The sequence below is a fragment of the Polaromonas sp. AER18D-145 genome (assembly GCF_002379095.1).
GTDB lineage: Bacteria > Pseudomonadota > Gammaproteobacteria > Burkholderiales > Burkholderiaceae_C > Polaromonas.
The window spans coordinates 1-24,571 of the sequence record NZ_NBZV01000006.1; the positions used below are offsets into that span (position 1 = coordinate 1).

18 protein-coding genes, 2 tRNA genes and 1 pseudogene are annotated in these 24,571 nt (G+C 62.3%); 18 read left to right on the plus strand and 3 right to left on the minus strand.

Features of this window, described 5'->3' with window-relative positions; translation table 11 throughout:
• From tuf to B7G52_RS05155, 17 genes and pseudogenes are all read left to right on the plus strand, one after another.
• A pseudogene (gene tuf, locus B7G52_RS05075) lies at positions 1-219 on the plus strand (elongation factor Tu); the annotation flags it as partial.
• Positions 220-291: 72 nt separating this feature from the next.
• Positions 292-367 (plus strand) — tRNA-Trp (locus B7G52_RS05080).
• Positions 368-501: 134 nt separating this feature from the next.
• Positions 502-885, plus strand: coding sequence for a preprotein translocase subunit SecE (gene secE / locus B7G52_RS05085; RefSeq protein ID WP_096696567.1), 384 nt, complete (start codon positions 502-504; stop codon positions 883-885).
• A gap of 8 nt (positions 886-893) precedes the next feature.
• A complete protein-coding gene (gene nusG, locus B7G52_RS05090) occupies positions 894-1,481 on the plus strand; it encodes a transcription termination/antitermination protein NusG (protein WP_240523332.1) in 588 nt (195 codons plus the stop codon).
• Positions 1,482-1,645: 164 nt separating this feature from the next.
• Positions 1,646-2,080 carry a 50S ribosomal protein L11 gene (gene rplK / locus B7G52_RS05095; protein ID WP_096696569.1) on the plus strand — a complete coding sequence of 145 codons (435 nt, stop codon included), beginning with the start codon at positions 1,646-1,648 and terminating at the stop codon, positions 2,078-2,080.
• Complete coding sequence (gene rplA, locus B7G52_RS05100) at positions 2,077-2,772, plus strand: 50S ribosomal protein L1 (protein ID WP_096671327.1); 696 nt, start codon at positions 2,077-2,079, stop codon at positions 2,770-2,772. The genes rplK and rplA overlap by 4 nt, the downstream gene beginning before the upstream one ends.
• Before the next feature lie 263 nt (positions 2,773-3,035).
• A complete protein-coding gene (gene rplJ, locus B7G52_RS05105) occupies positions 3,036-3,575 on the plus strand; it encodes a 50S ribosomal protein L10 (RefSeq protein WP_096671329.1) in 540 nt (179 codons plus the stop codon).
• 29 nt (positions 3,576-3,604) lie between these two features.
• A complete protein-coding gene (gene rplL, locus B7G52_RS05110; protein ID WP_096696570.1) occupies positions 3,605-3,982 on the plus strand; it encodes a 50S ribosomal protein L7/L12 in 378 nt (125 codons plus the stop codon).
• Between the two features lie 336 nt (positions 3,983-4,318).
• Positions 4,319-8,431: a DNA-directed RNA polymerase subunit beta gene (gene rpoB / locus B7G52_RS05115; protein ID WP_096696571.1), complete on the plus strand. Its 4,113-nt coding sequence runs from the start codon at positions 4,319-4,321 to the stop codon at positions 8,429-8,431.
• 28 nt (positions 8,432-8,459) lie between these two features.
• Positions 8,460-12,671 carry a DNA-directed RNA polymerase subunit beta' gene (rpoC, locus tag B7G52_RS05120; RefSeq protein WP_096696572.1) on the plus strand — a complete coding sequence of 1,404 codons (4,212 nt, stop codon included), beginning with the start codon at positions 8,460-8,462 and terminating at the stop codon, positions 12,669-12,671.
• Positions 12,672-12,861: 190 nt separating this feature from the next.
• Positions 12,862-13,455 carry a LemA family protein gene (locus tag B7G52_RS05125; RefSeq protein WP_096696573.1) on the plus strand — a complete coding sequence of 198 codons (594 nt, stop codon included), beginning with the start codon at positions 12,862-12,864 and terminating at the stop codon, positions 13,453-13,455.
• 20 nt (positions 13,456-13,475) lie between these two features.
• The gene (locus B7G52_RS05130; protein WP_096696574.1) at positions 13,476-14,471 is read left to right on the plus strand and encodes a M48 family metalloprotease; all 996 of its coding nucleotides are present in this window, start codon (positions 13,476-13,478) and stop codon (positions 14,469-14,471) included.
• A gap of 201 nt (positions 14,472-14,672) precedes the next feature.
• The gene (rsmB, locus tag B7G52_RS05135) at positions 14,673-16,049 is read left to right on the plus strand and encodes a 16S rRNA (cytosine(967)-C(5))-methyltransferase RsmB (RefSeq protein WP_096696575.1); all 1,377 of its coding nucleotides are present in this window, start codon (positions 14,673-14,675) and stop codon (positions 16,047-16,049) included.
• The gene (locus B7G52_RS05140) at positions 16,030-16,701 is read left to right on the plus strand and encodes a DUF4390 domain-containing protein (protein WP_096696576.1); all 672 of its coding nucleotides are present in this window, start codon (positions 16,030-16,032) and stop codon (positions 16,699-16,701) included. The genes rsmB and B7G52_RS05140 overlap by 20 nt, the downstream gene beginning before the upstream one ends.
• A 74-nt stretch (positions 16,702-16,775) precedes the next feature.
• The gene (locus B7G52_RS05145; protein WP_096696664.1) at positions 16,776-18,977 is read left to right on the plus strand and encodes an ATP-binding protein; all 2,202 of its coding nucleotides are present in this window, start codon (positions 16,776-16,778) and stop codon (positions 18,975-18,977) included.
• Between the two features lie 66 nt (positions 18,978-19,043).
• The gene (locus B7G52_RS05150; RefSeq protein ID WP_096696577.1) at positions 19,044-19,721 is read left to right on the plus strand and encodes a response regulator; all 678 of its coding nucleotides are present in this window, start codon (positions 19,044-19,046) and stop codon (positions 19,719-19,721) included.
• Positions 19,722-19,739: 18 nt separating this feature from the next.
• Positions 19,740-19,815, plus strand: a tRNA-Phe gene (locus B7G52_RS05155).
• A 173-nt stretch (positions 19,816-19,988) separates the two neighbouring features.
• Here B7G52_RS05155 and B7G52_RS05160 read toward each other — a convergent pair.
• The 3 genes from B7G52_RS05160 to B7G52_RS05170 form a co-directional block, all read right to left on the minus strand.
• On the minus strand, positions 19,989-20,624 hold the full coding sequence (locus B7G52_RS05160) for an MSMEG_1061 family FMN-dependent PPOX-type flavoprotein (RefSeq protein WP_096696578.1): 636 nt from the start codon (positions 20,622-20,624) through the stop codon (positions 19,989-19,991).
• A 117-nt stretch (positions 20,625-20,741) separates the two neighbouring features.
• A complete protein-coding gene (locus B7G52_RS05165) occupies positions 20,742-22,166 on the minus strand; it encodes an FAD-binding oxidoreductase (protein WP_096696579.1) in 1,425 nt (474 codons plus the stop codon).
• A 21-nt stretch (positions 22,167-22,187) separates the two neighbouring features.
• A complete protein-coding gene (locus B7G52_RS05170; protein WP_096696580.1) occupies positions 22,188-23,246 on the minus strand; it encodes a carbon-nitrogen hydrolase family protein in 1,059 nt (352 codons plus the stop codon).
• 104 nt (positions 23,247-23,350) lie between these two features.
• On the opposite strand from B7G52_RS05170, the gene B7G52_RS05175 reads away from it, so the two are divergent.
• A complete protein-coding gene (locus B7G52_RS05175; protein ID WP_096696581.1) occupies positions 23,351-24,037 on the plus strand; it encodes a helix-turn-helix domain-containing protein in 687 nt (228 codons plus the stop codon).
• The last annotated feature ends 534 nt before the right edge of the window (positions 24,038-24,571 follow it).

The following is a 24,571-nucleotide window of genomic DNA, read 5'->3' on the forward strand; positions in this document are numbered from 1 at the left end:
TTCTTCAACAACTACCGTCCCCAGTTCTACTTCCGCACGACGGACGTGACCGGTGCGATCGAGTTGCCAGAAGGCAAGGAAATGGTCATGCCAGGCGACAACGTGTCGATCACCGTCAAGCTGATCAACCCGATCGCCATGGAAGAAGGTCTGCGTTTCGCCATCCGCGAGGGCGGCAAGACCGTCGGCGCCGGTGTCGTGGCCAAGATCATTGCGTAACAAGGATTGTTTTTGGGGCTGAGCCGGTAAAGGCAAGGCTTTTTGCTCTGTCCCCAACTGATTGAGAGATGAAGGGGTATAGCTCAATTGGCAGAGCGTCGGTCTCCAAAACCGAAGGTTGTAGGTTCGATTCCTACTGCCCCTGCCACCTGGTTTCAGGGGTTGCCTGAAGCCGAGAGTGGTGTGAAACAGAACTATGCAAGCCCGCCGGGAGTCCTTGGACCCCAGGTGGGCTTAAGCGTCTGAGAAGACGCGTGAAGATGAACAGGAAATCAGGCGATCATGGCCACTTCTCAAGTCGAAACCGTCAGCACGACTGCTGACAAGGCCAAGTTGGCCCTTGCCGTGGCATTGGCGCTGGGTGCGCTGGCGGGCTTTTATCTGCTCGCCAAGCAGGGTCCTGTTGCCCAGTGGGGGGGCTTGATTGCCGGTCTGGTGGCGGCGGTGGTGGTGTTCTTGACCTCCGAGCCTGGCAAACAGTTTGTGGCGTTCGGGCGTGATTCCTGGCGCGAAGTCAAGAAAGTGGTCTGGCCGGCCCGCAAGGAAGCCATGCAGATGACGGCTTACGTCTTTGCATTCGTGGTGGTCATGGCACTCTTTTTGTGGCTCACCGATAAAACGCTCGAATGGGTGTTTTACGACCTGATACTGGGGTGGAAAAAATAATGAGCGATATGAACGGTGACGTGGTCAGCGAAGTGGCGGCTGGCGCATCCCTGCAGCCGACTCCCGGCATGCAGTGGTATGTCGTGCATGCCTATTCGGGCATGGAAAAAGCCGTCGAACGCAATATTGTCGAGCGCATCAACCGCGCCGGCATGCAGGCCAAGTTTGGCCGTTTCCTGGTGCCCACCGAAGAAGTGGTCGAGATCAAGAACGGCCAGAAGAAAACGACGGAACGCCGTTTCTTCCCGGGTTATGTGCTGGTCGAGATGGTCATGGACGATGAAACCTGGCACCTGGTGAAACACACCAACAAGGTCACCGGGTTTGTCGGTGGTGCCAAAAACCGTCCCGCCCCCATCTCCGAGGAAGACGTGCAGAAAATCGTCGACCAGATGCAGGTCGGCACCGAGAAGCCGCGGCACAAGGTCGAGTTTGAAACGGGCGAATACGTCCGGGTCAAGGACGGCCCGTTCACTGACTTCAACGGCACGGTCGAGGAAGTCAATTACGACAAGAACAAGGTGCGGGTGTCCGTCACGATCTTCGGTCGTGCAACGCCCGTCGAGCTGGAATTCAGCCAGATCGAGAAAACGTAAGTTTCGCTAAAACCCGAGTTTTTTCGGCTGAGCGTCAGAAATTCGCGCCTTGCAACTCGGCGCGGAGGGTTCTTTCCGGAACCTGATTGAGTTGTGTAACCCCCGGGGAGCCCGGACCTGTCTTCTGACGGCGTCCTGGCGTTATGACCCGCAAGGAGAAAAGTATGGCGAAAAAAATCGTCGGCTTTGTCAAGCTGCAAGTGCCAGCTGGTAAAGCCAACCCGTCCCCCCCGATTGGCCCGGCCCTGGGTCAGCGCGGCCTGAACATCATGGAGTTCTGCAAGGCGTTCAACGCCCAGACCCAGGGTGTTGAGCCCGGCCTGCCTTTGCCCGTGGTGATCACCGCGTACGCAGACAAGAGCTTCACTTTTGTCATCAAGACGCCTCCCGCAGGCGTCCTGATCAAAAAGGCCATCAAGCTGGACAAGGGTTCTGCCACGCCGCACACGGTGAAGGTGGGCAAGATTTCCCGCGCACAGCTCGAAGAAATCGCGAAGACCAAAATGAAAGACATGACGGCTGCTGACCTCGACGCTGCAGTTCGCACGATTGCTGGTACGGCCCGCTCCATGGGCGTGTCGGTGGAGGGTGTTGTATGAGCAAGCTGACCAAACGTCAAAAAGCTGTTGGCGACAAGATCGACAGCAACAAGCTGTACCCGGTGGCTGATGCCCTGGGCCTGGTCAAGGAATTTGCCGTGGCCAAGTTCGATGAATCCATCGACGTGGCTGTGCAGCTTGGTGTAGACGCCAAGAAATCCGACCAGGTCGTCCGCGGCGCTGTCGTGTTGCCCAACGGCACCGGCAAGACCAAGCGTGTGGCCGTGTTTGCACAGGGCGCCAAGGCCGAAGAGGCCAAGGCTGCCGGTGCTGACATCGTCGGCATGGATGATCTGGCTGCCGACATCAAAGCCGGCAAGATGGACTTCGACGTCGTGATCGCCTCGCCTGACGCCATGCGCGTGGTGGGTACCCTGGGCCAGATCCTCGGCCCACGTGGCTTGATGCCCAACCCGAAAGTCGGCACGGTGACGCCTGACGTGGCAACGGCCGTGAAAAACGCCAAAGCCGGTCAGGTCCAGTTTCGCGTCGACAAGGCCGGCATCGTGCACGGCACGATTGGCCGCCGTTCGTTTGATACCGACAAGCTGCAGGGCAACCTGGCAGCGTTGATCGATGCCCTGACCAAGGCCAAGCCTGCGTCGAGCAAAGGTGTGTATCTGAGGAAAGTCGCGGTTTCGTCGACGATGGGTGTGGGCGTTCGCGTCGACACGCAAACCATCGCAGCGTAATCGCAAAAATTTGAACAACCCGCAAGGGCTGTTCAAAGTGGTGGGCTGTCGGGGTTCCGGCTCCGGCAGGCCATCCAGGACCGTTGGTGCGGCAGGCTGCAAAGCCCGCCGCTTAATCGTCGAAAGACAGCCAACGCAGATGGCGGTCCCGCTGCTTGAATGGTTTTGAAAAGAATCTGAAAAACAGTTGGTCGCTGAATATAGGCGTGTTGGCAGGATGGCGCGAAAGCAAGATCCGAAGACACATTATTAAGGAGTAGACCTTGAGTCTCAACCGCAGTGAGAAACAAGCCGTCATTGATGAAGTGACCGGCCTCGCCGCTAAAGCTCAAACGCTCGTGATGGCGGAATACCGTGGCATCACGGTCGCTGACATGACCAAGCTGCGCAGCCAAGCCCGCGACAAAGGCGTGACCCTGAGTGTGTTGAAAAACACCCTGGCTCGCCGTGCCGTGGCAGGCAGCGCGTTTGATGTCCTGTCCGACCAGATGACCGGTCCGCTGATCTATGGCTTTTCCACAGACGCTGTCGCTGCCGCCAAGGTGGTTGCCGACTTCGCGAAAACCAACGACAAGTTGGTGATTCGTGCAGGCGCCATGGCAGGAAAAGTCCTGGACGTGAACGGCGTGAAGCAGCTTGCAAGCATCCCTTCGAAAGAAGTGCTGCTCGCCCAGCTGTTGGGCTTGATGCAGTCCCCCATTTCGCGTACGGCACGAGTGCTGGCCGCGCTGGCGGAACAAAAAGGCGGCGGCAACGATGTGGTCGTAGCCGCGGAGCCCGCAGCAGAAGCTGCAGCGGCATAACCTTTACCAACTTTTTTTAGGAAATCAAAATGGCATTCGACAAAGACGCATTTTTGACCGCGCTGGATAGCATGACGGTCCTCGAACTCAACGACCTGGTGAAAGCCATCGAAGAGAAATTTGGCGTGAGCGCTGCAGCCATGTCCGCTCCTGCTGGCGGCGGCGGCGGCGGCGCTGCTGCTGTTGCAGAAGAGAAGACCGAATTCACGGTCATGCTGCTCGAGGCTGGCGCCCAAAAGGTGCAGGTCATCAAGGCCGTGCGCGAAATCACCGGCCTGGGCCTCAAGGAAGCCAAGGACCTGGTCGACGGTGCACCGAAGGCTGTCAAGGAAGCTGCACCCAAGGCCGACGCCGAAGCTGCCAAGAAAAAGCTCGAAGACGCCGGCGCGAAAGTCGAACTCAAGTAATTCTTGTGTTTCGCGAAGGCTGGAAGACCGGGTTCGGCTTCCAGCCTTTCGTGCTTTCAAGGAGTGCTGGCGAAACGCCGCGCAAGCGCGTTTTTCAGCCTCCCTGGAATCACCGGCAAGCAGATTTGCAGAAAATCTTCTTGCCAGTGCTTCCTGACCCCGACTGCAGGAAACGCCTTGGTTCGGGCAACGTGCAATGCGTTGCCGTCCGCCATGGTTGGTAGTGGCCAACCACCAAGTCTGTTTGATTACGTGGTGTATTCATTCAAGACAGTCGCCAGAGCTTAACAAACCAGTTGCCCCTACTTGTTTGTGTCCCATTAAAGCGGAGAACTCATGGCCTATTCCTATACCGAACGCAAGCGAATTCGCAAAAGTTTCGGCAGCCGCGAGAGCGTGCTGAAAGTCCCTTACCTGTTGCAAATGCAGAAAGATGCCTACACGGCGTTTCTGCAAGCCGACCGCGCGCCGCAAAAGCGCCAGGTCGAAGGCCTGCAGGCTGCGTTTGAAAACGCCTTCCCCATCGTCTCGCACAACGGTTTTGTCGAGATGAAGTTCCTCGAGTACAACCTGGCCAAGCCCGCTTTTGACGTGCGCGAGTGCCAGACCCGCGGTCTGACCTTTGCGTCGGCCGTGCGCGCCAAGGTCCAGCTGATCATTTATGACCGCGAGTCGTCGACATCGCAGTCCAAGGTCGTCAAGGAAGTCAAGGAGCAGGAAGTCTACATGGGCGAAGTGCCGCTCATGACCGACAAGGGCTCGTTCGTCATCAACGGGACCGAGCGTGTGATCGTGTCCCAGCTGCACCGCTCACCCGGCGTGTTTTTCGAGCATGACAAGGGCAAGACCCACAGCTCGGGCAAATTGCTGTTCTCGGCCCGCATCATCCCTTACCGCGGCTCGTGGCTGGACTTCGAGTTTGACCCGAAGGACATCCTGTACTTCCGTGTGGACCGTCGCCGCAAGATGCCGGTCACCATTCTGCTCAAGGCCATTGGCCTGAACCCCGAGTCCATCCTCGCGAACTTCTTCGTGTTCGACAATTTCCGCCTGATGGACAGCGGCGCGCAAATGGAATTCGTCGCCGAGCGCATGCGCGGCGAAGTGGCCCGTTTCGACATCACCGACAAGACCGGCAAGGTCGTCGTTGCCAAGGACAAGCGCATCACCGTGCGCCATACGCGCGAGCTCGAGCAGAGCGGCACCTCCACCATCAGCGTTCCCGAAGACTTCCTGATCGGCCGTGTGGTCGCCAAGAATATCGTTGACGCCGAGACCGGCGAGATCATCGCAAAGGCCAACGACGAACTGACCGACGTGCTGCTGAAGAAGCTGCGTGTTGCCGGCGTGCAGGACCTGCAGGTGCTGTACACCAACGAACTCGATCAGGGTGCGTACATTTCGCAGACCCTGCGCTCCGACGAAACCGTCGACGAGTTTGCGGCGCGCGTGGCCATCTACCGCATGATGCGACCCGGCGAGCCGCCGACGGAAGACGCCGTCCAGGCCCTGTTCCAGCGCCTGTTCTACAACCCGGACACCTACGATCTGTCCAAGGTCGGCCGCATGAAGTTCAACGCCCGTGTGGGCCGCGACTCGTCCACGGGCCCCATGGTCATGACCAACGAGGACATCCTCGCGGTCGTCAAGATCCTGGTGGACCTGCGCAACGGCAACGGTCAGGTCGACGATATCGATCACCTGGGCAACCGCCGCGTGCGTTGTGTCGGTGAACTGGCCGAGAACCAGTACCGCACGGGTCTGGCACGGATTGAAAAAGCCGTGAAGGAACGTCTGGGTCAGGCCGAGCAGGAGCCCCTGATGCCGCACGACCTGATCAACAGCAAGCCGATCTCCGCCGCCCTGAAGGAATTCTTCGGCGCGTCGCAGCTGTCCCAGTTTATGGACCAGACCAACCCGTTGGCCGAGATCACCCACAAGCGCCGTGTTTCGGCCCTTGGCCCCGGTGGCTTGACCCGCGAACGTGCCGGTTTTGAAGTGCGTGACGTGCACGTGACCCATTACGGCCGCGTCTGCCCGATTGAAACGCCTGAAGGCCCGAACATCGGTCTGATCAACTCGCTGGCGCTGTATGCCCGCCTGAACGAATACGGCTTCATCGAAACGCCGTATCGCCGCGTGATTGACGGCAAGCTCACGGACCAGATCGACTACCTGTCTGCCATCGAAGAAGGCAAATACGTGATCGCCCAGGCCAATGCCCTGCTCGATGATGCCGGCAAGCTGACGGGCGACCTCGTGTCGGCCCGTGAAAACGGCGAATCCGTGCTGGTCGGCGCAGAACGCATCCAGTACATGGACGTGTCGCCTGCGCAGATCGTGTCGGTTGCGGCCTCGCTGGTTCCCTTCCTCGAGCACGACGATGCGAACCGCGCGCTGATGGGCGCCAACATGTCGCGCCAGGCGGTGCCCGTGCTGCGTCCGGAAAAACCATTGGTCGGTACCGGCATCGAGCGTGTGGCCGCCATCGACTCGGGGACGGTCGTGACCGCCACCCGTGGCGGCGTGGTCGACTATGTCGATGCCACCCGCATCGTGGTGCGTGTCAATGACGCAGAAGCCCTGGCCGGTGAAGTGGGTGTGGACATCTACAACCTGATCAAGTACCAGCGTTCCAACCAGAACACCAACATCCACCAGCGCCCGATCGTCAAGATCGGCGACAAGCTGGCCAAGGGTGACGTGATTGCCGACGGCGCATCGACCGACCTGGGCGAGATCGCCATCGGCCAGAACATGCTGATCGCCTTCATGCCCTGGAACGGTTACAACTTCGAGGACTCGATCCTCATTTCCGAGCGCATCGTCGCCGAAGACCGCTACACCTCGATCCACATCGAGGAGCTCGTGGTCATGGCACGCGACACCAAGCTCGGTGCTGAAGAGATCACCCGCGACATTCCGAACCTGTCCGAACAGCAACTCAACCGTCTTGACGAGTCCGGCATCATTTATGTCGGCGCCGAAGTCCAGCCGGGCGACACGCTGGTCGGCAAGGTCACGCCCAAAGGCGAGACCACGCTGACCCCGGAAGAAAAGCTGCTGCGCGCCATCTTCGGCGAAAAAGCCAGCGATGTGAAAGACACCTCGCTGCGCGTGAGCCAGGGCTCGCAGGGTACCGTGATCGACGTGCAGGTCTTCACCCGTGAAGGCATCGTGCGCGACAAGCGTGCCCAGCAGATCATCGACGACGAGCTCAAGCGCTTCCGTCTGGACCTCAACGACCAGCTGCGGATTGTGGAAGCCGATGCGTTCGACCGTATCGAAAAGCTGCTGACCGGCAAGGTTGCCAACGGCGGCCCGAAAAAGCTGGCCAAAGGCACGAAGATCGACAAGGCCTACCTGACCGACGTCGAGAAATACCACTGGTTCGACATCCGTCCGGCGGATGACGAAGTCGCGGCCCAGCTCGAGAGCATCAAGAACTCGATGGAGCAGACGCGTCACAGCTTTGACCTGGCGTTTGAAGAAAAGCGCAAGAAGCTCACGCAGGGCGACGAACTGCCGGCCGGCGTGCTGAAGATGGTCAAGGTCTACCTGGCTGTCAAGCGCCGCCTGCAACCCGGCGACAAGATGGCCGGCCGCCACGGCAACAAGGGTGTGGTTTCCAAGATCGTTCCGGTCGAAGACATGCCTTACATGGCCGACGGTACGCCGTGCGACATCGTGCTCAATCCGCTGGGCGTGCCTTCGCGGATGAACGTCGGCCAGGTGCTCGAAGTGCACCTGGGCTGGGCCGCCAAGGGCCTGGGCCAGCGCATTGGCGACATGCTGCAGGCCGAGGCCAAGGTGGCCGATCTGCGCAAGTTCATGGACACGCTGTACAACAAGTCGGGCCGTGCGGAAGACCTGTCCAAGTTGTCGGATGGCGAGATCCTGCAGATGGCCGGCAACCTGACGGGCGGCGTGCCTTTTGCCACACCGGTGTTCGATGGTGCCTCGGAAGCCGAGATCATGGGCATGCTGCAACTGGCTTACCCTGACGACATCGCCAAGACGAAGGGCCTGACGGCCACGCGCACCCAGGCGCAGCTGTATGACGGGCGCAACGGCGACGCTTTCGAGCGCACGACGACCGTCGGCTACATGCACTTCCTGAAACTTCACCACCTGGTGGACGACAAGATGCACGCACGTTCGACCGGCCCGTACTCGCTGGTCACGCAGCAGCCGCTGGGCGGCAAGGCGCAGTTCGGTGGACAGCGTTTCGGCGAGATGGAAGTCTGGGCGCTGGAAGCCTATGGCGCCGCCTACACGCTGCAGGAAATGCTGACCGTCAAGTCCGACGACGTGCAGGGCCGTACCAAGGTGTACGAGAGCATCGTCAAGGGCGAGCACGCGATCACCGCCGGCATGCCGGAGTCGTTCAACGTGCTGGTCAAAGAGATTCGTTCGCTCGGTATCGATATCGAGCTGGAACGCAGCTAACTCAACAGGAAAGAAAAGGATTTAACACATGAAATCATTACTCGACCTGTTCAAGCAATTCACGCCGGATGAGCATTTCGATGCCATCAAGATCGGCATGGCTTCGCCCGAGAAGATCCGTTCGTGGTCTTTCGGCGAAGTGAAAAAGCCTGAAACCATCAACTACCGCACCTTCAAGCCGGAGCGCGACGGTCTCTTTTGCGCCAAGATCTTTGGCCCCATCAAGGACTACGAGTGCCTGTGCGGCAAGTACAAGCGCCTCAAGCACCGCGGTGTCATCTGCGAGAAGTGCGGCGTTGAAGTCACGCAGACCAAGGTTCGCCGCGAACGCATGGGTCACATCGACCTGGCCGCACCGTGCGCGCACATCTGGTTCCTGAAGTCGCTGCCGTCACGTCTGGGCCTGGTGCTCGACATGACGCTGCGCGACATCGAGCGCGTGTTGTACTTTGAAGCGTATGTGGTGACCGACCCCGGCATGACCCCGCTGAAGAAATTCAGCATCATGTCGGAAGACGACTACGACGCCAAGCGCAAGGAATACGGCGACGAGTACACCGCCAAGATGGGCGCCGAAGGCATCAAGGACCTGCTCGAAGGGCTGGACCTCGATGTCGAGATCGACAAGCTGCGCAACGACCTGACCGGCTCCGAAATCAAGATCAAGAAAAACGCCAAGCGTTTGAAATTGATGGAAGCGTTCAAGAAGTCCGGCATCAAGCCGCACTGGATGGTGCTTGACGTGCTGCCCGTGTTGCCGCCGGACCTGCGTCCGCTGGTGCCGCTGGACGGCGGCCGCTTTGCGACCTCCGACCTGAACGACCTGTATCGCCGCGTCATCAACCGCAACAGCCGCCTGCGTCGCCTGCTCGAACTGAAGGCGCCTGAAATCATTGCCCGCAATGAAAAGCGCATGCTGCAGGAAGCTGTTGATTCGCTGCTGGACAACGGCCGTCGCGGCAAGGCCATGACGGGCGCCAACAAGCGTGCCCTCAAGTCCTTGGCAGACATGATCAAGGGCAAGTCAGGCCGTTTCCGTCAGAACTTGCTGGGCAAACGCGTCGACTACTCGGGCCGTTCCGTTATTACCGTGGGCCCGACGCTCAAGCTGCACCAGTGCGGTTTGCCCAAGCTGATGGCGCTGGAACTGTTCAAGCCTTTCATCTTCTCGCGCCTCGAAGCCATGGGCATCGCGACGACGATCAAGGCCGCCAAGAAGGAAGTCGAATCCGGCACGCCAGTGGTGTGGGACATCCTGGAAGAGGTCATCAAGGAACACCCGGTGATGCTCAACCGTGCACCTACGCTGCACCGTCTGGGTATCCAGGCCTTTGAGCCCATCCTGATCGAAGGCAAGGCCATCCAGCTGCACCCGCTCGTCTGCTCGGCCTTCAACGCCGACTTCGACGGTGACCAGATGGCTGTGCACGTACCGCTGTCCGTGGAAGCACAGATGGAAGCCCGCACCCTGATGCTGGCTTCGAACAACATCCTGTTCCCCGCCAGTGGCGAGCCGTCCATCGTTCCTTCGCAGGACGTGGTGCTGGGTCTGTACTACACGACCCGTGACCGCACCAACGGCAAGGGCGAAGGCCTGGTGTTCTCCGACACCGGCGAAGTGCGCCGCGCCTTTGACGCGGGTGAACTCGACCTGAACGCCCGCATCAGCGTGCGCCTGACCGAGTACACCAAGGACAAGGAAACCGGCGAATTCGTGCCATCGACCAAGCTGTGGGAAACCACCGGCGGCCGTGCACTGCTGTCCGAAATCCTGCCCAAGGGCCTGCCTTTCTCCAACCTGAACAAGGCGCTGAAGAAAAAGGAAATCTCCAAACTGATCAACGTGTCTTTCCGCAAGTGCGGACTGAAAGAGACGGTGGTGTTTGCCGACAAGCTGCTGCAGTCGGGCTTCCGCCTGGCGACCAAGGCCGGCATTTCCATCTGCATCGACGACATGCTGATCCCCAAGGAAAAGCCGAGCATCATTGCGCGTGCCCAGAAGGAAGTCAAAGAGATCGAGCAGCAGTATGTCTCGGGCCTGGTGACCTCCGGCGAGCGTTACAACAAGGTGGTGGACATCTGGGGCAAGTCGGGCGACGAAGTGTCCAAGGTGATGATGGCCCAGCTTTCGAAAGAGAAAGTCATCGACCGCCACGGCAAGGAAGTCGAGCAGGAGTCCTTCAACTCCATCTACATGATGGCCGACTCCGGCGCCCGCGGTTCTGCAGCGCAGATTCGTCAGGTGGCAGGCATGCGCGGTTTGATGGCCAAGCCTGACGGCTCGATCATCGAAACACCGATCATGGCCAACTTCCGCGAAGGCCTGAACGTGCTGGAGTATTTCATCTCCACCCACGGTGCCCGTAAGGGTCTGGCCGATACGGCGCTGAAAACCGCCAACTCCGGTTACCTGACCCGCCGCCTGTGCGACGTGGTGCAGGATCTGGTGGTGACCCAGGACGACTGCGGCACGACCGATGGTTCCCTGATGCGCGCCATCGTCGAGGGCGGCGAGGTCATCGAATCACTGCGCGACCGTATCCTCGGCCGCACCGCGGTCGAAGACATCCTGCACCCCGAGAACCGCGCCGTTCTGGCCAAGGCCGGCGTCATGCTGGACGAGGACCTGATCGACGAACTCGAAGCAGCCGGCGTGGACGAAGTCAAGGTGCGTACCGCGCTGACCTGTGAAACCCGCTTCGGCCTGTGCGCCAAGTGCTACGGCCGTGACCTGGGTCGCGGCGGCCTGATCAACATCGGCGAAGCGGTCGGCATCATTGCCGCGCAGTCGATCGGCGAGCCGGGCACGCAGCTGACCATGCGGACCTTCCACATCGGTGGTGCGGCTTCGCGTGCAGCGATTGCCTCCAGCGTCGAAGCCAAGTCCAACGGCGTGATCGGTTTCAACGCACCGATGCGTTATGTGACCAACACCAAGGGTGAGCTGGTCGTGATCGCGCGCTCCGGCGAAATCGTGATCCACGACGAGCATGGCCGCGAGCGCGAGCGTCACAAGGTGCCTTACGGCGCGATCCTGTCGGTGAAAGCCGACCAGACGATCAAGGCCGGCGCGATTCTGGCCAACTGGGACCCGCTGACCCGCCCCATCATTACCGAGTTCGCCGGCAAGGTGGCCTTCGAGAATGTGGAAGAAGGCGTGACGGTCGCCAAGCAGCTCGACGAGGTGACCGGTCTTTCCACCCTGGTGGTGATCGATCCGAAACGCCGCGGCGCGACCAAGGTGATCCGTCCCCAGGTCAAGCTGATCGACGCCACCGGCAATGAAGTCAAGATTCCCGGCACCGATCACTCGGTGACGATCGGCTTCCAGGTCGGTGCGCTGGTCCAGGTGCGTGACGGCCAGGACGTGGGCCCCGGCGAGGTGCTCGCGCGTATTCCGGTCGAAGGCCAGAAGACCCGCGACATCACCGGCGGTCTGCCGCGTGTGGCCGAGCTGTTCGAAGCCCGTACGCCGAAAGACAAGGGCACGCTGGCCGAGATGACCGGTACCGTGTCGTTCGGCAAGGAAACCAAAGGCAAGGTTCGCCTGCAGATCACCGATCCGGAAGGCAAGGTCTGGGAAGACCTCGTGCCCAAAGAGAAGAACATTCTCGTGCACGAAGGCCAGGTCGTGAACAAGGGCGAGTCGATTGTCGACGGCCCTGCCGATCCGCAGGACATCCTGCGCCTGCTGGGCATGGAAGAGCTGGCCCGCTACATCGTCGATGAAGTGCAGGACGTTTACCGCCTGCAGGGCGTGAAGATCAACGACAAGCACATTGAAGTGATTGTTCGCCAGATGCTGCGCCGTGTGGTGGTTGAGAATGTCGGCGAGTCCAGCTACATCGCTGGCGAGCAGGTCGAGCGTTCGGTCATTCTGGATGCCAACGACGCCCTGCGCGCCGAAGGCAAGATCCCGGCGACCTTCAGCAACCTGTTGCTCGGTATCACCAAGGCCTCGCTGTCGACCGATTCGTTCATTTCCGCGGCTTCCTTCCAGGAAACCACCCGCGTGCTCACCGAGGCTGCCATCATGGGCAAGCGCGACGAGCTGCGTGGCCTGAAAGAGAACGTGATCGTCGGCCGCCTGATCCCCGCCGGTACCGGCATGGCCTACCACGAGGCACGCAAAGCCAAGGACCAGATGGACGACGCCGAGCGCCGTGCCATTGCCGAAGCGGAAGCGGCCGAACTCGAAGCCATGCCCGAGCAGACCAGCGAAGGTGCTGCCAGCGAGTAATTGCTGCTTTTTGACGCTATAAAAAGCGTAGCGCCTCGCGTCCTGTTGATAAGGGCCCGAGGCGCTTTTTCATTGAGAATCCTGAGTTGTTGCGCGCCCGCGTGCCGGCAGGCTGTACAGCGGTCCGGCTTGTCGGCTAAAGTCGCCCGTGCCGGTTCGCGGCAGCCGCTGTTGATAGAAAGAAGGCCTCATGTCCACCCAGTCCCTGGTTTCGATAGTTGTGTTTGCCTTGCTGCTGTTCTGGGCTGTCGGGGCCTACAACCGGCTGGTGCGCCTGAAGAACATCATCGCCAACGCCTTCGGGCAGATTGATGTGCAGCTCAAGCGCCGTTACGACCTGATTCCCAACCTGGTGGAGGCCGCCAAAAAATACCTGCTGCACGAGCGCGAGACCCTTGAAGCGGTGATCGCGGCGCGCAACCAGGCGCGTTCCGCCAGCGATGCTGCGCGCAGCCGCCCCACCCACGCGCCGGAAGTGCTGGCTTTGGCCGCTGCTGAAGAGGCGCTGAGCGGCAGCCTGGGGCGCCTGTTCGCGCTCGCCGAGGCTTACCCCGAACTCAAGGCCGACGACACCATCCGCGAGCTCAGCGAGGAGCTGACCAGCACCGAAAACAAGGTGGCCTTTGCACGCCAGGCCTACAACGATGCGGTGCTCGACTACAACAATGCGCAGGCGCAATTTCCGGCCCTGCTGATTGCCCGCCTGTTTGGTTTTGCCGCCTCGGCCATGCTCAGGGCCACGGAAACCCCTGCCGAGCGTGAAGCGGTGCGCATCCAGATGTAGGGTGGCGGCTTCAGGTCAACATGCGTTTTTTTGAGCACCAGGAGCGGGCCCGCGCCGAAACCCGGCAACTGCTGCTGCTGTTCGCCGCGACGGTGGTCGCCCTGGAGTTGGCCGTCAATGCCGCGCTGGCCCTGACCTGGCATCTGCTGACGCCGGGGGTGGCGGGCTACCCGGCGTACTTTTTCAGCGTCAACACCGGCATGACCCTGCTCTTTGTACTGGGCGGGTGGTGGCTGGAAACGTCCAGCCTGCAGGGCGGCGGTGAAAAACTGGCGCGACGTGTGGGTGCCCGCGAGGCCTGGCCCGCCAGCCGGCTCGATGAACAGAAGCTCTGCAACATTGCGGCCGAACTCGCCATTGCCGCCAGCATGCGTGTGCCGCAGGTCATGGTGCTGGAGCGCCAGGGCAGCATCAACGCCTTTGCCGCCGGCTGGGACGAGGACGATGCGGTCATCGCCGTCACGCGCGGCGCGCTCGACGGCTTGAGCCGCGACGAACTGCAGGGACTGGTGGCCCACGAGCTGAGCCATATCCGGGAAGGCGATACCCGGCTCAACATGCGGCTGGCCGGCATGGTGTTCGGACTGGAGCTGATTTTCAACCTCGGGGTGGGCATGTGCGAGCGCGACGAGAATGACCGGCGTTCCGTGCTGGCGCTGCCGGGCCTGGCCATCCTGGCGGCCGGTTTTCTCGGCTGGCTGGCGGGCCGCGCGCTGAAGGCGGCAGTGTCGCGCCAGCGCGAGTTTCTGGCGGATGCGCGTGCGGTCCAGTTCACGCGCAGCCGGGACGGCCTGGGCGGTGTGCTGCGCAAGGTGGCCAGCCAGCAGGGCGCAGGCCGTACCGCGAGTTTTCATCCGGCGGTGCAGCACATGCTGCTGGTCGGGCAGCAGGGGCGGGCGCACTGGCTGGACTCGCACCCGCCGCTGGCCGAACGTATCCGCCGGATTTACGGCCGTGCCATGCCCGGACTGGCCGAAAGCGAGACCGCACCGACCCGCCCCGACGCCCTGTTTTGAGCGGGAACCGGGGATAAGCTCATCAGGAAAGACTCGAAGGCAGGGCGATGTCAAGGCCAACGTCGTCAACGCGCTGCCGTCCAGGCGCGCCGGTGCCATCGCCGTGCAGACCGGGCTGTCAAGCTGGTCTAATAGGTGCCATGCCGCCCGCGTCCGGGCGGCTTGAAACAGCGGCGCCCGAGGGCTGCCGTCACAGGATCGATGCAAGACAACCAGACCTCCCCCATCCCTCTGTGGCGCCAGCTGCAGGGGGCGGCTTTCCTGTTGATGGCCGTTCGCGGCGGCCGCTCCATGACCGCCGCGCTCGAAGACATCGACGCCACCCTCCGGCCCGGCGTGCAAGCCCTGGGTTTTCATGCACTGCGCTGGCTCGGCCGGGCCGAAGCCCTGCGCCAGCAACTGGCCCAGCGGCCGCCGCCGCCGGAGGCCGACGCCCTGCTGTGTGTCGCTTTGGCGCTGGCCTGTACGGAAAGCGGCGCGGACAACGCGGCTGCCAGCCACCTGCCGGATAACGACAGCCCCCGCTACACCGCCTATACGCTGGTGGACCAGGCCGTGGAAGCCGCCAAGCGCGACGAGGCCACGGTGCACCAGGCCAGCTTCATCAACGGCTGCCTGCGCCGCTTCCTGCGCGAGCGCGACGCACTGATGGCTTCGACGGAAAAACATCCGCAGGCGGTCTGGAACCACCCCCAGTGGTGGATAGACCGGGTGCGCAAGGACCACCCGGACCACTGGCAGGCCATTTTGCATGCCAACAATACCAAAGCGCCGCTGATCCTTCGGGTCAATACAAGAAAAACGACTCCAGCCCAATACCTGAAAGCGCTGGCAGCTATGAATATAGTAGCAAGCCAGGTCGGCCCGCAGGGGGTGGTGCTGGCGACGCCGAGCGCGGTGACGGCGCTGCCCGGGTATGCCGAAGGGCATTTTTCGGTGCAGGACGCCGCGGCGCAGATGGCGGCCCCCTTGCTGCTCGACGGGCTGGCCCCGGCCAGCGGCGCGCCCTTGCGGCTGCTGGATGCCTGCGCCGCGCCCGGCGGCAAGACGGCGCACCTGCTGGAACTTGCCGACTGCGAGGTCACGGCGCTCGACATTGACGCGCGCCGTTGCGAGCGCATGGCGCAGAACCTGCAGCGGCTGGGCCTGCAGGCGGACATCCGTGTGGGTGACGCCGCCCGCCCCGATGGCTGGTGGGACGGCCGGCTTTATGACGGCATCCTGCTCGATGCACCGTGCACCGCCTCGGGGATTGTGCGGCGCCACCCGGACGTGCGCTGGCTGCGCCGGCCGACCGATATCGCCCAGCTGGCCGCGCTGCAGGCGCGGCTGCTGGAAACGCTGTGGCCGCTGCTGCGGCCGGGCGGGCGGCTGCTGTACTGCACCTGCTCGGTTTTCAGGGCGGAAGGTGAACAGCAGGCACAAACGTTTGTTACGCACCACAAAGACGCGCATTTCATGCCATCACCCGGTCATTTGCTGCCCCAAAGTCGCGTCGTGGAGACCGTCTTCCCGGACAATTTGGAAGGTGAGCACGACGGTTTCTTTTACGCAGTTTTTGAAAAACGCAAAGCCTGACACGGTGCTGCGGCGGCTGCTGACGTTTTGGGTGTACACCGTGATGGCGCTTGCCGGCCACGCGGCACTGGCCACCGAGGTGACCCAGCTGAAGATGGAGCGCTCCGACGAGGGCGTGTACCTGTCGGCCAGCATCCAGTTCGACCTGCCGCCTGCCGTTGAAGACGCACTGCTCAAGGGCATCCCCATGTTTTTCGTGGCCGAGGCCGACATCTACCGCAGCCGCTGGTACTGGTACGACAAACGCATCACCACGGCGACACGCACCATGCGCCTGGCGTTTCAGCCCCTGACCCGCCGCTGGCGCCTCAATGTGATGCCCGGCGCCATCAGCGTCACCGGCCTGCGGGCCTCCTTCAGCCAGAATTACGACACTCTCAATGATGCGCTGGCATCGATCCAGCGCTTTTCGCGCTGGCGAATTGCCGATGCGGCGGAAGTCGAGCCCGGTATCCGGCACAACATCGATTTCCGTTTTCGGCTCGACCTCTCGCAGCTGCCGCGCCCCTTCCAGATTGGCGTGGCGGGGCAGAAAGACTGGGCCATCGCCGTCGAGACCAACCGCGACCTGGTCGCCGAACCGATTCGTGACCTGTCCCGGGACGCCACCCGGGACCTCTCCAGGGAAGCCGTCAAAGAGGCGGAAAAGTGAAACTGAAGAGCAATGTGTCGTCGCTGAAAAGCAGTCCGGCTTTTCGCTGGACGGTGGGTGTCGGCGTCGGCACCATGGCCGCGCTGGGCCTGGTGCTGCTCTTTCTGCTGACCCAGGCCACCGGCAACCGCGAGCTCTACGAACGCAACTACGTCCTGCTGTTCGGGCTCAATGTGGCGGTGGCCGCCTTGCTGCTGCTGGTCATCGGCTGGATCGTGCTGCGCCTGATCCTGCGCCTGCGCAAGGGCAAGTTCGGCAGCCGACTGCTGGTCAAGCTGGCCGCCATTTTTGCGCTGGTGGGCCTGCTGCCCGGCACGATGATTTACGTGGTGTCCTACCAGTTCGTCTCGCGTTCGATCGAAAGCTGGTTTGACGTGAAGGTCGAAGGCGCGCTGGATGCCGGCCTCAACCTGGGCCGGGTCACGCTCGACACGCTGGCCGCCGAACTGGGCAACAAGACCCGCGCCGCCGCGGGGCAGCTGACGCAGACACCTGATGCCTCGGCCGGCCTGGCGCTGGAGCGCCTGCGCGAGCAGCTGGCCGTCAGCGACGTCGTGTTGTGGTCGGCCTCCGGGCAGATGATTGCCAGTGCCGGTGACTCGCGTTACTCCCTCAAGCCCGAGCGGCCGCCGGCGCAACTGCTGCGCAGTGCCCGCAACCAGCGTGTGGCCACGCAGATCGAGGGGCTCGACGAGGTGGCCTTGCCCGGCGCCGAGCCGCCCGGCAGCGCGGCAAGCCTCGCCGCAGGCAGTGCGACACCGCCCCGCATCAAGGCCCTGGCGCTGATCAACAACCCCAACGTCGGCCTGCTCGGCGAGGTCCGGTTCCTGCAGGTGACCGAGGTGTTGCCGGCCAGCCTGGTGGCCAATGCCATTGCCGTGCAGGAGGCCAACCGCGAGTACCAGGAGCGCGCCCTGGCCCGGGGTGGCCTGCGCAAAATGTACATAGGCACACTCACGCTCAGTTTGTTCCTGGCGGTGTTCGGCGCGGTGCTGCTGGCGGTGGTGCTGGGCAACCAGCTGGCCCGTCCCCTGCTGGTGCTGGCCGAAGGGGTGCGTCAGGTGGCCCAGGGCGACCTGACGCCCAAGGCGGCGCTGCAGGGCAAGGACGAACTGGGCGGGCTGACCCGCTCCTTTGCCGACATGACCCAGCAACTCGCCGACGCGCGCGGCGCGGTGCAAAAAAGCATGGACCAGGTGGATGCTGCTCGCGCCAATCTGCAGACCATCCTGGACAACCTCACCGCCGGCGTCATGGTGCTGGACCTCAAGGGGCGCATCCAGACCAGCAACCCCGGTGCCACGCGCATCCTGCGTGTGCCGCTGGCGGCCTACCACGGGCGGTCGCTCAGCGACATCCCCGGGCTGGAAGTTTTTGCGCAAGGCGTGCAGGCCCAGTTCGATGCCTACTTTGGCGAGAACCAGCTGCACGATGTGGAGCACTGGCAGCAGTCGTTCGAACTCAACGCCGCCCAGCCCGGCGCACCTGACAACGCGATCACGCTGATTGCCCGCGGCGCCAAGATGCCGGGCAGCGAATGCCTGCTGGTGTTCGACGACGTGTCCGAAATGGTCTCGGCCCAGCGCGCCCAGGCCTGGGGCGAAGTGGCGCGCCGGCTGGCCCATGAGATCAAGAACCCGCTCACACCCATCCAGCTGTCGGCGGAGCGGCTGGAGATGAAGCTCACCGGCAAGGTGGCCGAGCCCGAGCAGATCCTGCTGACCAAATCGGTCAAGACCATCGTCGACCAGGTCGATGCGATGAAACGCCTGGTCAACGAATTCCGCGACTATGCCCGCCTGCCGGCCGCCGAACTCAAGCCCGTTGACCTCAATGCGCTGGTCAACGACGTGATGCAGCTTTATGCCAGCGAGAACGCCGTGGTGCCGGTGTACACCGAGCTCGACCCGGCTTGCCCCCCGATCAAGGCAGATTCGCAACAGATCCGGCAGGTCATTCACAACTTGTTGCAAAACGCCCAGGATGCCCAGGAGGGCCGGGCAGAGGGCCGCGTGCTGCTCAAAACCGAGTATTCGGAGACCTCGAAACGGGTGCGTCTGACAGTGCGCGACAACGGCACGGGCTTCCCGGAACACATCCTGAAACGGGCGTTTGAGCCCTACGTCACGACCAAGGTCAAGGGCACCGGTTTGGGGCTGGCCGTCGTCAAAAAAATCGCCGATGAACACGGCGCACGTGTCGATATTTCGAATCGCGTGGTTGACGGCGTCGTGCAGGGCGCCCAAGTATCGTTATCATTCGCAGTTGTGACATAACAACACTGCGGACCCGGAGGTGGGTACCGCAGAATTGACAACTGACGGTAGGGGTAGCGTTTCAACATGGCAAACATTCTGGTAGTCGACGACGAGCTGGGCATACGTGACCTGCTCTCCGAAATTCTCAACGACGAAGGGCATCAGGTCGAACTCGCAGAAAACGCTGCGCAGGCCCGCGCCGCGCGCGGCCGCTCCCGGCCCGACCTCGTGTTGCTCGATATCTGGATGCCGGACACCGACGGTGTGACGCTCCTCAAGGAATGGTCGTCTGGCGGCCTTCTGAGCATGCCGGTGATCATGATGAGCGGCCACGCCACCATCGACACCGCCGTGGAGGCCACCAAGATTGGCGCGATCGCGTTTCTTGAAAAACCCATCACGCTGCAAAAGCTGCTCAAGGCGGTTGAACAGGGCCTCCTCAAATCCGCAGGCCGCAAACCGCTGGCTGCTCCCGCCGCACTGCTGCATGCGGTGGACATGACGGTGGAAGTCGCGATGACCGGCCAGGTCATGCCGGTGGCGGTGGATCTCGGCCCGCAGGCCACGCAGAGTTTCCTGCTCGAAAAGCCGCTGCGCGATGCGCGCGACGAGTTCGAAAAAGCCTATTTCGAGTTTCACCTGGCCAAGGAAGGCGGTTCCATGACCCGTGTGGCAGAGAAGACCGGGCTGGAGCGCACCCACCTGTACCGCAAGCTCAAACAACTCGGCGTGGACCTGACCCGGGGCAAGCGCGCCGCCTGATATATAATCTTAGGCTCAGGCCCGGTAGCTCAGTCGGTAGAGCAGAGGATTGAAAATCCTTGTGTCGGTGGTTCGATTCCGCCCCAGGCCACCAGTATTCAAAGCCAACTGTTCTCAGTTGGCTTTGTCGTTTCTGGAGTTTCCCCATGCCACGCGGGGTTCCGGCCGGTAACGCGTGTGCCATGAAGAGATGTTCGACGGACGAAGTGTGGGCCAGAATAGCCCCGCCCGAGAAAGTCCCGGGCGGCGGGCAGCGTGTCCACCTGGCTAGTACAGGCGTGTCGCAGCATCTTTGTCGACTATCGCCTGTATTTCTTCAACCGACTCTCGCAGCTTGCCAGCCGAAACCATCGTTTCCGCGAGCGACGGAAGACCAGACAAGGTGGGCCAGAACTCCGGCTTCCAGAGGTTGGACCGAATAATGCACTTGGCACAGTGGAAGAACATCTGCTGGACTTCGACGATGATTGCAAATTCTGGAAGCCTGTCCCCAACCGCCATTTGTTCGCGAACTGGCAAGTCCCGAACGATGATGGCGCGACCACTGACGCGCAATGTCTCCTGCTTTCCGGGCACGAAAAAGATCAGGCCAATCTGGTCGTTGACAACAAGATTCACGAAGGTATCTGCTCGACGGTTTCCGAGTCGATCAGGAATCGCAAGAGTCTTTTCGTCAAGCACGCGTACGAAGCCCGGCGGGTCCCCCTTGGGGGACATGTCCATTCGCCCGTCGGCGCCGCTCGTGCCGATGAGCAGAAACGGAGACCTTCCAATAAATTCCCGAGCATGGGAATCGAGCTCGTTCAGCTCTTTCCGAGTCACCAGAGCCGAGGGACGTCCCATGACGGATCTAAAGTGCTCTTCGGTGGTAACAACCTCGCGGAACCTAGATTGCAGATCCATTGCGATCTCCTTTTTGCGGACACATGACAGGCTGGATGACGCCCAACGTTGGCGGCCACCGGACCACCAACACTGGCGGCGAAGCCCCCGCCTGCTGTTGTTGTGGAGCTTGCATCACTATGACACGCCAACGGGCTTCGTGTGCCGGAACAAATTGTCCGGATCAAACTTCTGCTTGAGCGTTGCCAGCCGGGCCAGGTTCGGGCGGCCGTAGGCGGCCTCGATGCGATCCGCTCCCTCTTCCTCCGTCAAGAAGTTGACGTACACGCCGCCGGTGGAACAGGTCCGGGTGGCTTCGAAGCAATCGCGTGCCCATTGGATGTTGGCGCCGTCATCCTGGGCGCTCTCCCATGACCCCGCAATGTTCAGCACATAAGCAGCGTCGCGGTTGCCCGCCGGCGAATGCCCGGCAGGCAGTTCGTTCAACGCGCCTTCGATCTGGAACAGCAGAATCGCCGAGTACGGCGACTTGATACGGCTGGCGTGGTCAACCGCCTGATCGATGAGCACAGGATCGATGCCGGCGAGGTAGTGCGATTTCCAGTAGTAGCGCCTGCCTTTCGGCTGCGTGGCGTCAAGCAGGCTTTGCATTTGCGCATAGGGTCGTCGTGTCACGATGTCGGCGACGGGCGTCCCCAGCTTGCGCAGCGGTGCCAGCAAGGCTTCGCCGTCTTCGACGTTTCCGCTGTAGCAGACAAAGAGGGCGGCGATCGGTTTGCCGTGAATTTCCTTGGGCAACCAGGGCGCAGGCGGGGCGTTGCGCAGCACGGCCACGCTGGTCAGCTCACGCGGCGCCCTGGCGCTGAAGTCACGGTACGCGTTCAGCACCTGACGGGTGTCCTCGCCGCGCCACGCGATCGCGCCGCCGAGAATCTGGGGGCCGACGGGAAAGAGCCGGTATTCGAAAGAGGTGACGATGCCGAAGTTGCCACCCCCGCCGCGCAGGGCCCAGAACAGATCGGCGTTTTCATCGGCGGACACACGCAAGACCTCCGCCCCCGCGGTGACCACCTCCATCGCGGTGACGTTGTCGCAGGTCCAGCCATGGCGACGAGTCAGATAACCGAACCCACCCCCTACCGTAAGCCCGGCGACGCCGGTGGCGGACACAAAGCCGAGCACGGCGGCGAGTCCGTGCAGCTGCGTCTCGCGGTCGACGTCGCCCAGCGTGCAGCCGGCCTGCACCCGCGCCGTGCGCAGCGCAGGGTCGACCCAAACGCCCCGCATCAGCGACAAATCGATCATCACGCCGCCGTCGCAGACCGCCAGCCCGGCGATATTGTGGCCGCCGCCACGCACCGATACCAGCAGCCTGTGCTGGCGGGCGAAACCCAAGGCTTGCACAACGTCGACCGTGCCGGTGCAGCGCAGGATCATTCCGGGCCGGCGCTCGATCATTGCATTCCAGATCTTGCGGGTGTCGTCGTAACCGGGTTCGTCAGGCGTCAGGATGGGCCCTTTGAAGCCCGCCTTGAGCGCCTGCATCGCATCGTCCGGGATCGCCACCGCCTCGCCATTCATTCCTGTGAGTGAATTCATCATGATTCTCCCTGTCAGTGCTGGTCAATGGTTGGTGCTGTGGGCGGGCAGGCCAGCGATTACGCCCCCTCTGCCGACGGAGCCGCTGAAAGCCGCGACAGCGTCGTTGGGTTCGTTGAGTTCTGCCGTGCCCGTGTGGCCGTCGTTGTCGATGTAGCGCACGGGCGCGGCTGGAGTGCGGCGCAACCGCAGCTCAAAGATGTCGGGGCGCGCGTAATGGCCCGTGACATCAAGGGTCCGTCTCGCGGGAGCCACCCGCGCGATGTCGATGGCCGCGTACAGAATGCCTTGTTCCCGGCGCATCGGTCCGGCGACGAGCTTGCCCTGCGGGTCCACCACCACCGAATCGCCGTCGTTGATCCACTCGTCGGGGTCCGGAAAGAGCTTTTCGCGGCCCGGAAAGTCGTTGGGAATGTCCGCCGCGCGCAGAGCCGTGCCGCTGCCAAGCACCCAGCAGCGACCCTCGAGCGCGATATGACGCATGCTGCTGACCCAGCCGTCGCCCGCGTCATAGGTCGGGGCGATATAAATTTCCACGCCCTGGGCATACAGCGCATACCGCGCCAGTGGCATGTAGTTCTCCCAGCAGATGAGCGTGCCGACGCGACCGGCCGGTGTATCGACCGCGCGCAGCCCCGAGGCGTCACCGAAGCCGTGCACCATGCGCTCAGGATTGGTGGGCATCAGTTTGCGATGCCGGTTTTGCAGTTGGCCGTCGGATCCGATGACGACCACGGTGTTGTAGAGCGTACCGCTGCGGCTGCGGCGGTCACATTCGTTCAGGCCGCAGACGACCGTGACGGCATTGGCGCGTGCGGCCTGGCACAGGGGGTCGAGATCGCCACTGCCGAGGTCGACGGCATTGTCCAGAAGCCGGGCGTGCAGCTGGCCGACCAGCGCTCCGTCCGTTCCGGGCGCGAGCCGCCAGATCCAGGACGGATAACCCGGCAGAAAGGATTCCGGCAGGACGATGAGTGTCGCACCTTCTGCGGCGGCCTCCCGGACCGATTGCACGGCCCGCTCCATGGTGGCACTGCGATCGAGCAGAATCGGGGGACGTTGAACGATGGCGATTTTCGGCATGGCTTGCTCCCTGGAGGTTGAAGTGGAGAGGCAAGCATGCGCTTGACCGAACGTGGGTGCTAGTCCAGAATCTGAAGCGTTGCGCCAGCGGAAGTCGAGCACAAATGGATAACACTTACGGCCAGTTTTGCACCGTTGCGCGTGGCGCCGAGGCGTTGTGCCAGCAATGGACACCCCTGATCGTGCGCGAACTGCTGTGTGGCAGCAGGCGCTTCAATGACCTGCACCGCGGCGTTCCCCGAATGTCCACCAGCCTCCTGGTGCAGCGGCTGCGCCACCTCGAGGAGATCGGCGTGGTCCGACGTTCGGCAGGGGGCAAGGTCCGCGATTACAGCCTGACGGAAGCCGGCGAGGAACTTCGGCCCATCGTCATGGCCCTGGGCCACTGGGGCGCTCGCTGGATCGGCAGCCGCCTGCGTGACGATCAGCTGGACGCAGGATTCCTCATGTGGGACATCCGGAGGTTTGTGCAGCTGCCGGAGTTTCCGCCTTACCCCGTGGTCATCCACTTCGCGTTCCGGGACGCCCGGCCGGGCGAGCGTCGATGGTGGCTGGTGGTCGAGCAGGGCACCTCGGATTTGTGCCGCGACGACCCCGGTCGGGAATTGACACTGGTCGTGGATTGCACCGTGCGCGCACTGACCGAGGTGTGGACAGGCGACCGCACGCCCGGCGAAGTCCTGCGCACGCAGGAGTTGCGGGTGGACGGCGCTGCGCGGGATGCCCAGCAGTTATGGCGTTGGTTGGGCGCAAGCGTGTTCGCCCCCACCCGACGCACAGTGCTCAAATAGCGCAGACTCGACTGCGACGAGGCAAATCTGCGGGTCGTACTTCCGCAGGACCCTGCCGATGCAGTGGATGGAAGGGCCAGTGCCCACCGCATGAACGAATGCATCCTTTCAGACTTCGCTTTGGTGTCATGACGCCCCAGCGGCCCGGTTCGCCGAGCTGCATCGCCAGCGCGCTGGCGATGCAGCTCAATCCCAATCAAGCACTACGCCGATCGATGAACCTTGCAATCCCGGACTTCCTGAATTTGATGGGTACGTCGGTAGGGGCAGGTCACTTTCGTCAACCAACAGATTAACGAGGCAGGCACAAAAATGCGGCCCCTCAAAAGACCGCTTTTTTTCTTCCTGGTTCAGTTTCTGACGTTCACGTCAGACAACGCTGCCTGCCCGTGGTCTGCGCGGCTGTAGACCATGACAGGCCGGTTCAGATCGATTGACGCCACACCTGCTGAGCTCAGCGGAAGTGAGCCCAGGCTGGCGGGCAGCCGGCTGGGACCATGAAGTGAAGACGGCCATGTGGACTGACCTTGACCA